Source organism: Bradyrhizobium sp. NP1 (assembly GCF_030378205.1).
Taxonomy (GTDB): Bacteria; Pseudomonadota; Alphaproteobacteria; order Rhizobiales; family Xanthobacteraceae; genus Bradyrhizobium.
Map to the genome: position 1 here is coordinate 3,846,974 of NZ_CP127385.1, position 13,438 is coordinate 3,860,411.

The 13,438-nt window shown below is 65.6% G+C and carries 15 protein-coding genes; 9 read left to right on the top strand and 6 right to left on the bottom strand.

Annotation, left to right across the window (positions count from 1 at the left end; genetic code table 11):
* Positions 1-102: 102 nt before the first annotated feature.
* Positions 103-2,016, bottom strand: a complete 1,914-nt coding sequence (locus tag QOU61_RS18400) for a potassium transporter Kup (RefSeq protein ID WP_289661294.1) — start codon at positions 2,014-2,016, stop codon at positions 103-105.
* A 145-nt stretch (positions 2,017-2,161) separates the two neighbouring features.
* Positions 2,162-2,419 (bottom strand): hypothetical protein, encoded by a 258-nt coding sequence (locus tag QOU61_RS18405; RefSeq protein WP_289661295.1) that lies wholly within the window; start codon positions 2,417-2,419, stop codon positions 2,162-2,164.
* A gap of 278 nt (positions 2,420-2,697) precedes the next feature.
* On the opposite strand from QOU61_RS18405, the gene coaD reads away from it, so the two are divergent.
* The 5 genes from coaD (at position 2,698) to queA (ending at position 5,906) form a co-directional block, all read left to right on the top strand.
* The gene (gene coaD, locus QOU61_RS18410) at positions 2,698-3,198 is read left to right on the top strand and encodes a pantetheine-phosphate adenylyltransferase (protein WP_289661297.1); all 501 of its coding nucleotides are present in this window, start codon (positions 2,698-2,700) and stop codon (positions 3,196-3,198) included.
* Positions 3,199-3,236: 38 nt separating this feature from the next.
* Positions 3,237-3,800 carry a peptidylprolyl isomerase gene (locus tag QOU61_RS18415; protein ID WP_289661299.1) on the top strand — a complete coding sequence of 188 codons (564 nt, stop codon included), beginning with the start codon at positions 3,237-3,239 and terminating at the stop codon, positions 3,798-3,800.
* A gap of 10 nt (positions 3,801-3,810) precedes the next feature.
* Positions 3,811-4,245, top strand: coding sequence for a UCP034077 family protein (locus tag QOU61_RS18420; protein WP_289661300.1), 435 nt, complete (start codon positions 3,811-3,813; stop codon positions 4,243-4,245).
* Complete coding sequence (locus QOU61_RS18425; RefSeq protein ID WP_289661301.1) at positions 4,221-4,685, top strand: peptidylprolyl isomerase; 465 nt, start codon at positions 4,221-4,223, stop codon at positions 4,683-4,685. The genes QOU61_RS18420 and QOU61_RS18425 overlap by 25 nt, the downstream gene beginning before the upstream one ends.
* A gap of 117 nt (positions 4,686-4,802) precedes the next feature.
* A complete protein-coding gene (queA, locus tag QOU61_RS18430; RefSeq protein WP_289661303.1) occupies positions 4,803-5,906 on the top strand; it encodes a tRNA preQ1(34) S-adenosylmethionine ribosyltransferase-isomerase QueA in 1,104 nt (367 codons plus the stop codon).
* 115 nt (positions 5,907-6,021) lie between these two features.
* Here the strand turns inward: queA and QOU61_RS18435 are convergent, their stop codons facing one another.
* Complete coding sequence (locus QOU61_RS18435) at positions 6,022-7,047, bottom strand: aspartate-semialdehyde dehydrogenase (protein WP_289661305.1); 1,026 nt, start codon at positions 7,045-7,047, stop codon at positions 6,022-6,024.
* Positions 7,048-7,326: 279 nt separating this feature from the next.
* Here QOU61_RS18435 and tgt point away from each other — a divergent pair, with 279 nt between their 5' ends.
* Positions 7,327-8,460 (top strand): tRNA guanosine(34) transglycosylase Tgt, encoded by a 1,134-nt coding sequence (tgt, locus tag QOU61_RS18440; RefSeq protein WP_289661307.1) that lies wholly within the window; start codon positions 7,327-7,329, stop codon positions 8,458-8,460.
* A 44-nt stretch (positions 8,461-8,504) separates the two neighbouring features.
* Here the strand turns inward: tgt and QOU61_RS18445 are convergent, their stop codons facing one another.
* A complete protein-coding gene (locus tag QOU61_RS18445) occupies positions 8,505-8,729 on the bottom strand; it encodes a hypothetical protein (protein WP_289661309.1) in 225 nt (74 codons plus the stop codon).
* Between the two features lie 305 nt (positions 8,730-9,034).
* Here QOU61_RS18445 and cysK point away from each other — a divergent pair, with 305 nt between their 5' ends.
* From cysK to QOU61_RS18460, 3 genes are read left to right on the top strand one after another with little or no spacing between them, the layout of a single operon-like run.
* Positions 9,035-10,012 carry a cysteine synthase A gene (gene cysK / locus QOU61_RS18450; protein ID WP_289661311.1) on the top strand — a complete coding sequence of 326 codons (978 nt, stop codon included), beginning with the start codon at positions 9,035-9,037 and terminating at the stop codon, positions 10,010-10,012.
* A 2-nt stretch (positions 10,013-10,014) separates the two neighbouring features.
* A complete protein-coding gene (locus QOU61_RS18455; RefSeq protein WP_289652636.1) occupies positions 10,015-10,257 on the top strand; it encodes a BrnA antitoxin family protein in 243 nt (80 codons plus the stop codon).
* 15 nt (positions 10,258-10,272) lie between these two features.
* The gene (locus QOU61_RS18460) at positions 10,273-10,599 is read left to right on the top strand and encodes a hypothetical protein (RefSeq protein WP_289652637.1); all 327 of its coding nucleotides are present in this window, start codon (positions 10,273-10,275) and stop codon (positions 10,597-10,599) included.
* An 86-nt stretch (positions 10,600-10,685) separates the two neighbouring features.
* Here QOU61_RS18460 and QOU61_RS18465 read toward each other — a convergent pair whose 3' ends face one another.
* Both QOU61_RS18465 and QOU61_RS18470 read right to left on the bottom strand, forming a co-directional pair.
* Entirely contained in the window at positions 10,686-12,119 is a 1,434-nt protein-coding gene (locus QOU61_RS18465) for a caspase family protein (protein ID WP_289652638.1), read from the bottom strand.
* A 197-nt stretch (positions 12,120-12,316) separates the two neighbouring features.
* The gene (locus QOU61_RS18470) at positions 12,317-13,219 is read right to left on the bottom strand and encodes a DMT family transporter (RefSeq protein WP_289652639.1); all 903 of its coding nucleotides are present in this window, start codon (positions 13,217-13,219) and stop codon (positions 12,317-12,319) included.
* Between the last annotated feature and the right edge of the window lie 219 nt (positions 13,220-13,438).

The following is a 13,438-nucleotide window of genomic DNA, read 5'->3' on the forward strand; positions in this document are numbered from 1 at the left end:
TCGAGGACCAATAGCAAATACAGGCTTCCAGTGGAGTTTTGGATTTGACATTCGCTTTGCGAGCCCGGCGGTTAGTCGGCAGCGAATGTCAAATCCACGCCACTAGATCTCGATCTCGGTGCCGAACTCGACGACCTGGCTGGTCGGCACGTCGAAGAAGGCTGCGGTGCGCTCGGCGTTGCGCTGCAGGAAGGCGAAGATCGCCTCGCGCCATACCCACATGCCCGGCACATCCTCGCGCGGGATGATGGTCTCACGGCCGACATAATAGGTGACGTCGGTGAGGTCGAGGCCGGGCAGCTTGCCTTGCTTGCAGGCGAGCAGGAGGCCCTTGTGGATCGTCGGATACTGCATGAAGCCGTAATGCAGGATGATGCGCGTGATGCCCTCGGTGATCTCGATGACCTCGGCGCGGTCTTCGTCCGCAATGCGCGGCTGCTCCTCGATTTGAATGGTCACCAGCAGCACGCGCGCGTGCAGGCAATGGTTGTGCTTGACGAACTGCGTCAGCGCCAGCGGCACGCCCTTCGGGTTCGAGGCGAGGAAGATCGCGGTCCCCGTCAGCCGCGCCCGGCACTTGCTGATCGCGGTCTCGATCAGGTCCTCCTCGGGCTGGCGCAGCTTGCCGCGCGCGATTTCCACCAGCCTGACGCCACCGCGCCAGGTCAGCATCAGGAAGGCGACGACGGCCGCGAGCACGAGTGGAAACCAGCCGCCCTCGAACAGCTTCGTGGAATTGGCAGCGAAGAAGATGCAGTCGATGACGAAGAAGAAGCCGTTCACGGCGATGACCAGGACCGGCGAATAGCCCCACTGGATCGCGACCAGTGCCGCGAGCAGGGTGGTGATCGCCATCAGGAGCGACACCGCGATGCCATAGGCGCCGGCCAGCGCATCCGAGGTGCCGAAACCGATCACCGCGCCGAGCGTGGCGGCCGCGAGCAGCCAGTTCACCAGCGGCACATAGATCTGGCCCATCGCATCGCTCGTGGTGTGCCGGATCTGCATGCGCGGCAGGAAGCCGAGCTGGATCGACTGCTGCGTCAGCGAATAGACGCCGGAGATGATCGCCTGCGAGGCAATGACGGTTGCGAGCGCCGCGACCGCGACCAGCGGGTACTGCGCCCAGTCGGGGGCAAGCTGGTAGAACGGGTTGTCGATCGCGGTCGGATCGGTGATCAAGAGGCCGGCCTGGCCGAAATAGTTCAGAACCAGCGCCGGCAGCGCCACCGCGAACCAGGCCAGGCGGATCGGAAAGCGGCCGAAATGACCCATGTCGGCATACATCGCCTCGCCCCCGGTCACCGCGAGGAAGGCCGCCCCGAGGATGGCGAAGCTGACGTGAAAGTCCTGATGCAGCAGGAAATCGACCGCGTAATACGGGCTCAGCGCGGCGAGCACGGCGGGCGCCTTGATGATGCCGTGGATGCCGAGCGCGGCCAGCACCGCGAACCAGAACAGCATGACGGGCCCGAAGATCTGTCCAATGAAGCCGGTGCCGTGCTTCTGGATGACGAACAGGCCAACCAGGATCGCGATCGTGATGGGGACGACGAGGTGCTCGACCGAGGGCGCGTCGACCTTCAGCCCCTCGATGGCGCTGAGCACGGAAATCGCCGGCGTGATCGCACCGTCGCCATAAAGCAGGGCGGCGCCGATGAGGCCGACGACCAGGAGCTGGGCCCGCCAGCTTCCCGGCGGCGCATTGCGCGCATGCAACAGCGCGAGCAGCGCGACGATGCCGCCTTCGCCGCGGTTGTCGGCGCGCAGGATCAGCATCGCGTATTTCAACGAGATGATCAGGATCAGCGCCCACAGGATCAGCGACGCGACGCCGAGCACGGCGTCATGGGTGAGTGGGCCGCCATGGGTCGCGGCCTTGGCCGCTTCCTTCAGCGCATAGAGGGGGCTGGTGCCGATGTCGCCATAGACGACGCCGAGCGCTCCGAGTGTGGTCGCCAGTTTCAGGGGGCTCGATGGAGCGGAGTGGGAATTGACGACGGATGGGCTGCTCATTGAGGTCCCCAGAAACGCCAAGAACGAAAAGCCCGGCCGCAAGGCCAGTACGCCCGCCAGACCTCGAGGTCAGCGGGCGCAGATCACCTGCAGTCTGCGACGTCCTGTCGCAAATTGCCATCGATTTCGTTCTTGACGGCTGTCCTCAATGAACCCGGTCGGCGGTGACGAACCTTGCTTCCTTGACCACGGTCTTGTTGCCCGCGGAGCGCAGGCAGGAGGCTTCGAAATTCGGCCAGGCCTGCTGCGAGCAGTCGCGGCCGATCGGGCGGATGTCGAGGCGGTCCGCCTTGGCAAGCGCGCGCGGGGTGGAGGCTTCGACCTTCGGCGCGAAGCCTGGCAGCACCGTGAGGGCGGCAGCGACGAGCGCAGCCACAGTGACTGCCGAAAGAGCCTTGATCATTGACGGTCCCCTGTAATGGGCCCTTGCGGCCCGCCGTTTCGTTGGCGCGTTGATAACCATGCCGGGTTTCGGCGCCTCTTCGCCCCAACCGGAAAATGGTTTCGTTGCACCGGTGTTTTGTTTCATTGCCGGGCAGGGGACGAAACAAAGCGGGCACCCGCGCGGGGCGGATTCGCCAATGACGTCAATGGCCGCCGCGGGATCGACGGGAAAGGGCGAGGCCAGCCCGCTGGTTGCGGGCGGCTTGCCGCCTTGCCCGGGGCGCGGTAGGAGGGTCCATGCCCCGCATCGCGCTCTATCCCGGCTCCTTCGACCCCGTCACCAATGGCCATCTCGACGTGGTCCACCACGCGGTCGCCCTGTGCGATCGCCTGATCGTGACCATCGGGATCCACCCCGGCAAGGCGCCGCTTTTTGCAACGGAAGAGCGGCTCCTGATGGTCCGCGAGGTGTTCGAGCCGATCGCGGCCAAGGCCGGCTGCACCTTCGACTGCACCACCCATGACAACCTGACCGTGACGGCGGCGCGCCAGCACGGCGCCACCATCATGATCCGCGGCCTGCGCGACGGCACCGACCTCGACTACGAAATGCAGATCGCGGGGATGAACGAGGCCATGGCGCCGGAGGTCCATACCGTGTTCGTTCCGGCCTCCGCGCCCGTCCGCCCGATCACCGCCACACTGGTGCGCCAGATCGCGCTGATGGGCGGGGACGTCTCGCCCTTCGTGCCGCCGCAGGTCGCGGCCCGTCTCAAGACCAAGCTGGCCCGCCCGTAAGGCGGGTCCGACAGCAGCGACATCGATCCGGAGTTTGCATGATCCGAATTCTCGCCCTTTTTGCCGCGCTCATCTGTGCCGCCCCGGCGCTCGCCCAGCCGCTGCCCGCCAATCTGGACAAGGCGAACGCGATCGTCATCGACACCACCAAGGGCCGCATCGTCATCAAGCTGCGCAACGACCTCGCGCCCCAGCACGCCGAGCGCATCAAGCAGCTCGCGCGCGAAGGGTTTTACAACAACGTGCCGTTCCACCGCGTCATGGACGGCTTCATGGCGCAGACCGGCGACGGCCAGAACTTCAACGGCACCGGCGGCTCGAAATATCCGAACCTGAAGCAGGAGTTCTCCAACGTCCACTTCAAGCGCGGCATCGTCGGCATGGCGCGCCGCGGCGACAGCGTCGACAGCGCCAATTCGCAGTTCTTCATCATGTTCGCGGATGGCGGCAGCCTCGACGGGCAATATACCGTGGTCGGCGAGGTGGTGTCCGGCATGGACGTCGTCGACAAGCTGAAGAAGGCGCCGCCGGGCTCGAGCGGCGGCACCGTCACCGACCCCGACAAGATGGTCAAGGTGCAGGTCGCCTCCGACATCAAGTGAGGCGGGCGTGATGTGGCGCCAGCATATCCCGATTGCCGGCGCCACCGCGATCCTGCTCGGCCTCTCGGCGTCGCAGGCGCTCGCGCAAGCGGAGGCGGTCAACACCATCAAGGACGCCTTCGTCAGGCTCCATGGCTGCTGGAAGCCGCCGCCGCCCTCGGCGGCCAATCCGATCGACATCACCGTGGTGGTGAGCTTCAACCGGGCAGGCGAAATCCTCGGCCATCCCCGGATCAGCTATGAATCGGAACAAGCATCCGATAATGACCGTTTGGTTTATCGCGTCGCGGTCATGGAGGCGTTGCAACGCTGCACGCCGATGCCATTTACGGAGGGTATGGCGGGTGCCGTCGCCGGCCGCCCCCTCGCGATCCGGTTCCACGGCGGAAAACGTTCACCCAAACCTGTAGAGAAGCAAGCATGGCTGTCACCGAAAATACTTTGATCCTCGAGACTACGCAGGGCCCGGTCACGATCGAGATGCGTCCTGACCTCGCCCCCAACCATGTGGCGCGGATCAAGGAACTGGTGCGCGACGGCTTTTACGACGGCATCGTGTTCCACCGCGTGATCGACGGATTCATGGCCCAGACCGGCTGCCCGCACGGCACCGGCACCGGCGGCTCCGGCAAGAAGCTGAAGGCCGAGTTCAACAAGGAGCCGCATGTGCGCGGCACCGCGTCGATGGCGCGCGCGGCAAGCCCCGACTCCGCCGACAGCCAGTTCTTCATCTGCTTCGACGACGCCTCCTTCCTCAACGGCCAGTACACGGTCTGGGGCAAGGTGACCGAAGGCATGGAGAACGTCGACAAGATCAAGCGCGGCGAGCCGGTGAGGGATCCCGACAAGATCGTCAAGGCGCACATGGCTGCGGATGCGGCGTGACTGCTTCTCCTCATGGTGTCTCGACCCATGAGGCCACCAATGCTGCAACTGCCGGACCTCATCCTTCGAGGCGCGCTTGCGCGCTCAGGATGAGGGTTCGCATTGCGTGCTGATTGAATGCGTACCGACCTGTTTGATTTCGAACTGCCGCCTGACAGCATCGCGCTGCGTCCGGCGAATCCGCGCGACTCGGCACGGATGCTGGTGGTGCTGCCCGATGGTGTGCTGCGCGACGCAGCCGTGTCGGACCTACCGCGATGGCTCGAGGCGGGCGACCAGCTCGTCGTGAACGACACCAAGGTCATCCCCGCCCAGCTCACGGGCCGCCGCATCGGACGCGAGACCGAGCCGAAGATCGAGGCGACGCTGATCAAGCGGCTGGACGGCTCGCGCTGGCAGGCGCTGGTGAAGCCGGCGAAGAAGCTCGTCGCCGGCGACCACATCCGCTTCGGCAACGAGGGCAGGGTGTGCCTGCTCGGCCATCTCGACGCCGAGGTGGAGGCGAAGGGCGGCGAAGGCGAGGTGACGCTGTCGTTCTCGTTCCACGGGCCGGCGCTCGACCAGGCGATCGCCGATCTCGGCAACCCGCCGCTGCCGCCCTATATCGCGTCAAAGCGCGCGCCCGACGATCAGGATGCCAGCGACTACCAGACCATGTTCGCCGAGAATGAAGGCGCGGTCGCAGCTCCCACCGCAGGCCTCCACTTCACGCCGGCCCTGGAAGCGAAGCTGCGCGGCCACGGCGTCACCCTGCACCGGCTGACGCTGCATGTCGGGGCCGGGACTTTTCTCCCCGTGAAGACGGATGATACGCGCGAGCATCGGATGCACGCCGAATGGGGCTGCATCACCCATGAGACCGCGGCCGCGCTGAATGCGGCGCGCGCAAGCGGCGGCCGCATCGTCGCGGTCGGCACCACCTCGCTGCGGCTACTGGAAAGCGCAGCCGCCGACGACGGCGCGATCCAGCCGTTCCAGGGCGAGACCTCGATCTTCATCACGCCGGGCTATCGTTTTCGCGCCGTGGACGTGCTGTTGACCAATTTCCATTTGCCGCGCTCGACGCTGTTCATGCTGGTCTCGGCGTTCTCAGGCCTCGACACCATGAAGGCCGCCTATGTGCATGCGATCAAGGGAGGCTATCGCTTCTATTCCTACGGCGATGCCTGCCTGCTGTTTCGCGGGCCGACGCGGGATCGCACGCTCCACGAACGTTTGTAGGGTGGGCAAAGCGGAAGCCTGCCCACCATCGCCGCCATGGGTCCCGCTGGTGAGCATGGAGCATGCGCTTTTGCCCATCCTGGAGGTTGCTACAGGCCACCTGGGCGCGGACGGGTCACGCCATCACGCGCTCCGGCAGCAATTCGGCGATCTGGATCGCGTTCAGCGCCGCGCCCTTCAGCAGCTGGTCGGCGGCGACGAACATTGCGACCGAGTGCCCGCTGGCGTCGCTGAGGTCCCGCCTGATGCGGCCCACCAGCACGTCGTCCTGGCCGGAGGCGTCGAGCGGCATCGGGAAATAGTTCCTGGTGCGGTCGTCGATTATCTTCACGCCGGGCGCGGCGGAGAGGATCTCGCGGACCTCGTGCTCGCTGATCGGCCGCTCGCATTCGAAGGTGATCGCCTCGCAATGGGCGCGCAGCACGGGCACGCGGACGCAGGTCACGCCGACCGCAATCTCTTCGTCCTCGAAGATCTTGCGGGTCTCCTTGATGACCTTCGTCTCCTCGTCGTTGTAGCCGGTCTCGGGGTCGATCGCCGTGTTGTGGCTGAACAGGTTGAAGGCGTAGGGATGCGGCATCACCCTCGGCGAAAACGCCTCGCCGGCGAGGTTGGCGCGGGTCGATTCCACGAGCTCCTCCATCGCCGCCGCACCCGCGCCGCTCGCCGCCTGGTAGGTCGCGATGATGACGCGCTTGATGCGGTTTACCCGATGGATCGGCCACAGCGGCACCAGCGCCGTGATCGCCGCGCAATTCGGGTTGGCGATGATGCCCTTGTGGTCGCGGATACGGCGCGCATTCACCTCGGGGATCACCAGCGGCACATTCGGGTCCATCCGGAACGCCGAGGAATTGTCGACCACGACGGCGCCGGCCTTGATTGCGTGGGCTGCGAACTTCCGCGAGATGCCGCCGCCGGCGGAGAACAGCGCGATGTCGACGCCCTCGAAGGAGCGCTCGGTGAGCTCCTCGATTGTGACCTCCTGACCGCGGAAATGAAGCGTCTTGCCTGCGGAGCGGGCGCTTGCAAGTGCCTTCAGCCTGCGAACGGGAAAGCGGCGGCGGTCCATGGTCGCGATGAATTCGGCGCCGACAGCGCCGGTCACGCCGGCAATGGCCACAACGGGTTCGTTCTTCACTTTGGTCTGTCCTTCGTTTGGGCGTGATCCGTGCCGCAGGCAATAAAAAAGCCCCGGACCTGATCAGGCGGGGCTTCGGTTCAAGATAATGCGATCGTTCGACTACGCGCGCACGACTCCCGAAGCCCGCAAGGGCTTTCCGGTTTTCGTCGTGGTTTTCGCGGTCGTCTTCATGGCGGCGGACCATAGGGGCGGCGTCGCGCGCCGTCAATCGATTTTGGCAGGATTGTGGGCGCCATCGTGGTTGAATCCGGCCGCATGGGTAGGCGATAAGCCCCCATGACCCTGCCCAACCATTTCGAGCTGCTCGCGACGTCAGGCGCGGCGCGCACCGGCCGCCTCACCACGCCTCATGGCGTGGTGCGCACGCCCGCCTTCATGCCGGTCGGCACGGCCGGCGCCATGAAGGGCATGCACTGGCGCGAGGTGCGCGATGCCGGCGCCGACATCGTGCTCGGCAACACCTATCACCTGATGCTGCGGCCGGGAGCCGAGCGGATCGCCAGGCTCGGGGGCCTGCAGGCCTTTACCGGGTGGAACGGGCCGATGCTGACCGATTCCGGCGGCTTCCAGGTGATGTCGCTCGCCGAGCTGCGCAAGCTCAGCGAGAACGCCGTGACGTTCCGCTCGCATATCGACGGCACCAAGATCGAGCTGTCGCCGGAGCGCGCCGTCGAGGTGCAGCGGCTGCTCGGCTCCGACATCGCCATGCAGCTCGACGAATGCGTGCGGCTGCCGGCGGAGCGAAGCGACATCGAGCGGGCGATGCAGCTCTCGCTGCGCTGGGGCGAGCGCTCGCGGCGCGCCTTCGAGAGCGCGCCGGAAGGATACATGCTGTTCGGCATCGTGCAGGGCGGCGACGTGGTCGAGCTCAGGCGCAGAAGCGCGCAGGCGCTGATCGAGATCGGCTTCCATGGCTACGCGATCGGCGGGCTCGCGGTCGGCGAACCGCAGGCGGTGATGCTCGCCATGGTGGCGGAGGTGGCGCCGATCCTGCCGAGCGACCGGCCGCGCTACCTGATGGGCGTCGGCACGCCGGAGGATCTGCTGGAGGCGATCGCGCGCGGCATCGACATGTTCGATTGCGTGCTGCCGACCCGCAACGGCCGCCATGGCGTCGCCTTCACGCGGTTCGGGCCGATCAACCTGCGCAACGCCCGCCACATCGACGATCCGCGCCCGCTCGATGAGGAAAGCCCATGGCCTTCGGCGCGCCTCTATTCGCGGGCCTATCTGAACCATCTGGTGCGATCAGGCGAGACGCTCGGCGCGATGCTGCTCTCGGAGATCAACATCGCCTATTATCAGCACCTGATGCGAGAGGCGCGCACTGCAATCGCGCAGGGCAGCTTCGCGGATTTCCACGCGCAGACGCGTGAAGGCTGGGCGCGCGGCGACATCGCTGCGCTTTGAATCAATTCCAATGGTTTTCGAAAGCGGGCAGACGTGAATGACGCCTACGCGGCCCAATCGCAGGCGAACCGGCGCAGCGCATGCTTGGTCACAAAACCGTAGCCGCAGGTGTCGCAGGTCCAGAGATAGCTGATGACGTTGTCATGCAGATAGGCGGATGCTTCGGCGGCGACCATGGAGTCGGCGCACACAGCGCATGTCGGCAAATCACTTCCGCGCGGGTACGGGTTAGACGCTGCGGTCGACAGGAATTCAGCAATCGCTGGCATCGTGACCTCCTTGCAGTCTGACCTGGCCTCACGGGACTAGGTTGGCGATATTGGCTGTGGACAGGAAGCAGCCGCGGCGCGCTGAAGCCGACGAGCACTACCAGCCCATGACGACTTATACACCGATTTCTTTGACGCTGTCGCAACACAAATGCGTTGGTTTTAGGTTATTTAAAATCACGTTCCGCTTTTGCGATGCAGCGAAGTGGCGATCCACGGGCGGTCGCTTGTGTATGCCACATGCAGTCCCCAATTGCAGCAGAGCCTCGCATTTCCTGCACATTGTCGCCACAGGGAGTTGAATGATGGATGCTTCGTCAACCGCGGGTATGGCGCACCGCCCCGGCCGCGGGCGCGTGTTCGACTCCATCGTGGATGCGATCGGCGACACGCCGATCGTTCGCCTGCGCAATCTGCCGAAGGCGCACGGCGTGAACGCGACGATCCTCGCGAAGCTCGAATATTTCAATCCGGCCGCGAGCGTGAAGGACCGCATCGGAGCGGCCATGGTCATCGCGATGGAGAAGGCCGGCATCATCAATGCCGATACCGTGCTGATCGAGCCGACCTCGGGCAATACCGGAATAGCGCTCGCCTTCGTCGCCGCCTCGCGCGGCTACCGGCTGAAGCTGGTGATGCCGGAATCGATGTCGATCGAGCGGCGCAAGATGCTCGCCTTCCTCGGCGCCGAGATCATCCTGACCCCGGCGTCGCAGGGCATGAAGGGCTCGATCGCGACCGCCGAGGAACTGGTGCGCACCACGCCGAATGCGGTGATGCCGCAGCAGTTCAAGAACCTCGCCAATCCGGAAATCCATCGCCGCACCACGGCCGAGGAGATATGGAACGACACCGGCGGCGACATCGACATCTTCGTCGCCGGCGTCGGCACCGGCGGCACCATCACCGGCGTCGGGCAGGTGTTGAAGCCGCGCAAGCCGACGCTGCGGATCGTGGCGGTCGAGCCGGAGGAAAGTCCGGTGCTGTCGGGCGGCCAGCATTCGCCGCACAAGATCCAGGGCATCGGCGCCGGCTTCGTCCCCGACATCCTCGACCGCTCGGTGATCGACGAGATCGTCAGGATCAACAGCGCGACCGCGATCGAGACCTCCCGGGCGCTGGCGCGCAACGAGGGCATTCCCGGCGGCATTTCGTCGGGAGCGGCGATCGCGGCGGCGCTCTCGATCGGCAAGCGGCCTGAGGCCGCCGGCAAGACCATTCTGGCCATTGTGCCGTCGTTCTCGGAACGCTACCTCTCCACTGCGCTGTTTGAGGGAATTTGAAGATGGCTGACCAGCCGAGAAGACCGCGGACACTGAACGATGCGCGTACCGAAGCGGAGGCGGCGTTCAAGCGCGTGACCACGAAGCCTGCGGAGGCGCCGCCCGCGAAGAAGAGCGCCATTCCGGGGGTGAAGGAACAGGTCAGCTTGCGGATCGACCAGGACGTGCTGGAATTTTTTCGGGCGGGCGGCCCTGGCTGGCAGGACCGCATCAACGACGCCTTACGCAAGGCGGCCGGGAAGTAGCGGCTGGCAAGCGCAATGCATCGTGGGTCCGCCATCCTGCGCCGCGCGCTGCTGGTGGCCCTCGTCTCGACGCAGGCCTTTGCGGAGTCCGTGCCATTTTCCTGCGTGATCCTGCCCGGCGACGACACCGCCAGCGTGATGCTGACCAACGCGCTCGCGGTCGACGCGGGCTGTATCGTGACCTGCAAGTTCGCGACCACCAAATACGACAACAACCCGCAGATCACCTGCGCCAAGCCGGTCCCGGCGGGCAAGGAGGTCGAGATGTGCCGCCTGTCGTCGGGTGGCGACAGGATGGTGAAGCTGATCGCCGGCCGCGCCGATTGCACCAGGGCGCGTTAGCCGCCCCCGAAGGGGCGGGCGAACCGTCCACCGCAATAAAAAAGCCCCGCTCGCGCGGGGCTTTTCGTTTTCCTGGATACGACCGGTCAGTGGCGGAACATGCCGCCCATCATGCCGCCGACCACGCCGCCGATGAAGGCCGCGCCGGGATCGCCGCCGCGGTGGCCGCCACCGCCGCCGCCACCACCACCACCGCCACCGCCGCTGTGGCGGGCGCGGCGCGCACTGCGATCGGAACCGCCATCGTCATCGCTTGCGGTTGTGGTGGCGGCCACGATCTCGGCGAGCAGCGCCTTGTGCTGCAGCTTGTTGAGATAACCGCTGGCCGGATAGCCGCGTGCGGCCTGCCAGCGCTTGATCACCGAACGCGTCTGGTCGTCGAACTTGCCGGTGACCTTGGTGTCGAAGCCGAGCCCGGTGAGACGGCGCTGCACGTCGCGGCGCTGGCCCTTGTCGAGGCTGATCTGGTCCTCGGTAACCTGATTGGCCTCGTCGGTGAAGGTCGCGGGATCGACCCCGGCGGAGATGTTGCGCGTCGTCGTCGACGGGCCGTTCTCGAGCGCGGCGATGCGGGCCAGCGCCAGCGGCTTGAACTGGCCGTTCGGATAGGTCGTGAGATAGGCGTTGAGCTCTTCCGGCTTGTTGGAATCCTTCACCGAACGCCAGAACTCGACCTCGACGTCGCTGCCGGGCGCGCTTGACGCCGTCGCGGCGGGCGCTGAGGCGGCGACGGCCGGCGCGTCGGGCCTGGCCGAGGGGTTCAGGTAGACCGAGCCGATCAGGTTGGTGTGGCCCCAGGGGAGCTGGCCCTTGCTGGTCTCCTCGTTGACCTGGGCACGGACCTGGGTCATCGCCTGCTGGATTTCGATGCCGGGCTCGGTGATGTGGGCGATCAGCGCGCGGGTGAACGGCGAGTTGGTGCCCTCCTGGCCGTCGAGCGCGGTCTGGCCGGGGCCGGTGGCGAAGGCGATCAGCGTGCCTTCGCCGGACTTCATTTCGGCGAGCCCCTGCTGCACGTTGACGCTGCGGGTGGCCGAGTTGGACTTGATCTTGGCGGCGAACGGATTGTCGCGGCAGGCGTCGAGGAACACCAGCTTGACCTTGGCGTCGCTCATGGTCTGGTCGAGCGTCAGGTCGATGTTGATCGCCGCGCCGAGCTTGACGTCCATTTCGGATTTGATGTCGGCGTCAACTGGCAGGAGATAGTTGGTACCGCCGATCGCGATGCCGTGGCCGGCATAATAGAACACCGCGATGTCGGCGCCTTGCGTCTTCTTGCCGAAGTCGAGCAGCTTCTCGGTCATCTTGTCGCGGGTGAGGTTGGTGCCTTCGACCACCTCGAAGCCGACATTGCGCAAGGTGGCCGCCATCGCCTTGGCGTCGATCGCCGGGTTGGGCAGCTGCGCGACGTTCTTGTAGGCGCCGTTGCCGACCACGAAGGCGATGCGCTTGTCGGCATGGGCGGAGGCCGCGGTGAACAGCATGAGGATCAGGGAAAAAAGGATGGAGCGATGGCGCATCTGAAATCCCCTGTCAGAATCGAATTTTGGGCACAAAGCTTGGCCTGCGAGCTTACACGAAAAAGCCGCATCCGCGCCACATGGCGCAGCGCCGCGTCTTTGCAAGCCACAGGACCCGCCGAGCCACAGGACTCGGCGAGCCACAGGACTTGCGCGCGAAGGTATCCGATGCAGCCGAACGACTTGCGTGATTTAGGTCACAATTTGCGCGAGGGAATCCCGGCTTGGGGAACGGGCGCCGGCAGCGGCGCGCTGGAGCGCAAATTCAGGAGGTTGCCGGCCAGGATCGTCACCGCGCCCAGCACCGTGAACAGGTCGAGGCGCTCCGAATAGAGCAGCCAGCCCGCGGTCGCGGTCAAGGGGACGCGCAGGAAGTCCATCGGAATCACCACCGTCGCGTCCGCGTGCATCATCGCCCGAACCTGGCAGTAGTGCGAGAAAGTGCCGCAGAAGGCGACGGCAAGGACGAACACCCAGGTGATGGCGGGCGGCCACTTCCAGACCAGAAGCGCGGGCAACAGCCCTGCGACCGACTGTATCACCAGCATCCAGAACAGGATCGTGAGCGTCTGCTCGGTTCGGGTCAGCGACTTCACCATGGCAACCGAGATGGCGAAGCCGATCGCTGCGGCGAGCGCGATGAGCTGGCCCGGATTGATCTCGCTGGCGGCGGGCCGGACAATGACGATCACCCCGATGATGCCGAGCACGACGGCGGTGATCTTTCCCGCCGTCATCCGCTCGCCGAGGAAGGTCGCGGCCAGGATCGCCGTCCACAACGGCATGGTGAACTCGATCGCCACCACCTGGCCGATCGGAATCAGCGTCAACGCAAAGAACCAGCCGAGCTGGGCGGCATAGTGGATCACGTTGCGCCCGATCTGCTCGGGCAGGCGCTGGGTCTTCACCACGCTCACGCCGCCGCTGACGTGGACCAGCGGATACAGCATGCACAGCCCGAGCACGGCGCGCAGCTCCATCAGCTGGAACGCAGAGAGCTCGCGCATCGCCTCGCGGCCGGCGACCACCATGATCAGCATCAGTGCAAGCCAGCCCGCCATCCACAGCGCGGCGAGGGGGATCGAGGGCGTACGGTTCATCGGCGAGGGGAGTTACTTCTTTTCAGTCAGCGGGCAGGGCGGCTGTATCGGCGACCGCGGCGTGATTTGCAACGCGCAAATCTGCCGATGCTGCGATGCGCGTGGTGGAATTTCGGGCTGCGACGGAACCGATGTGCGAGTACCTGCTAAAACGGGATGCGAATGTTAGAATAGGACCACTAGAGATCGAACAAAGCTTCGAAGGCAAATTTCGGGAGG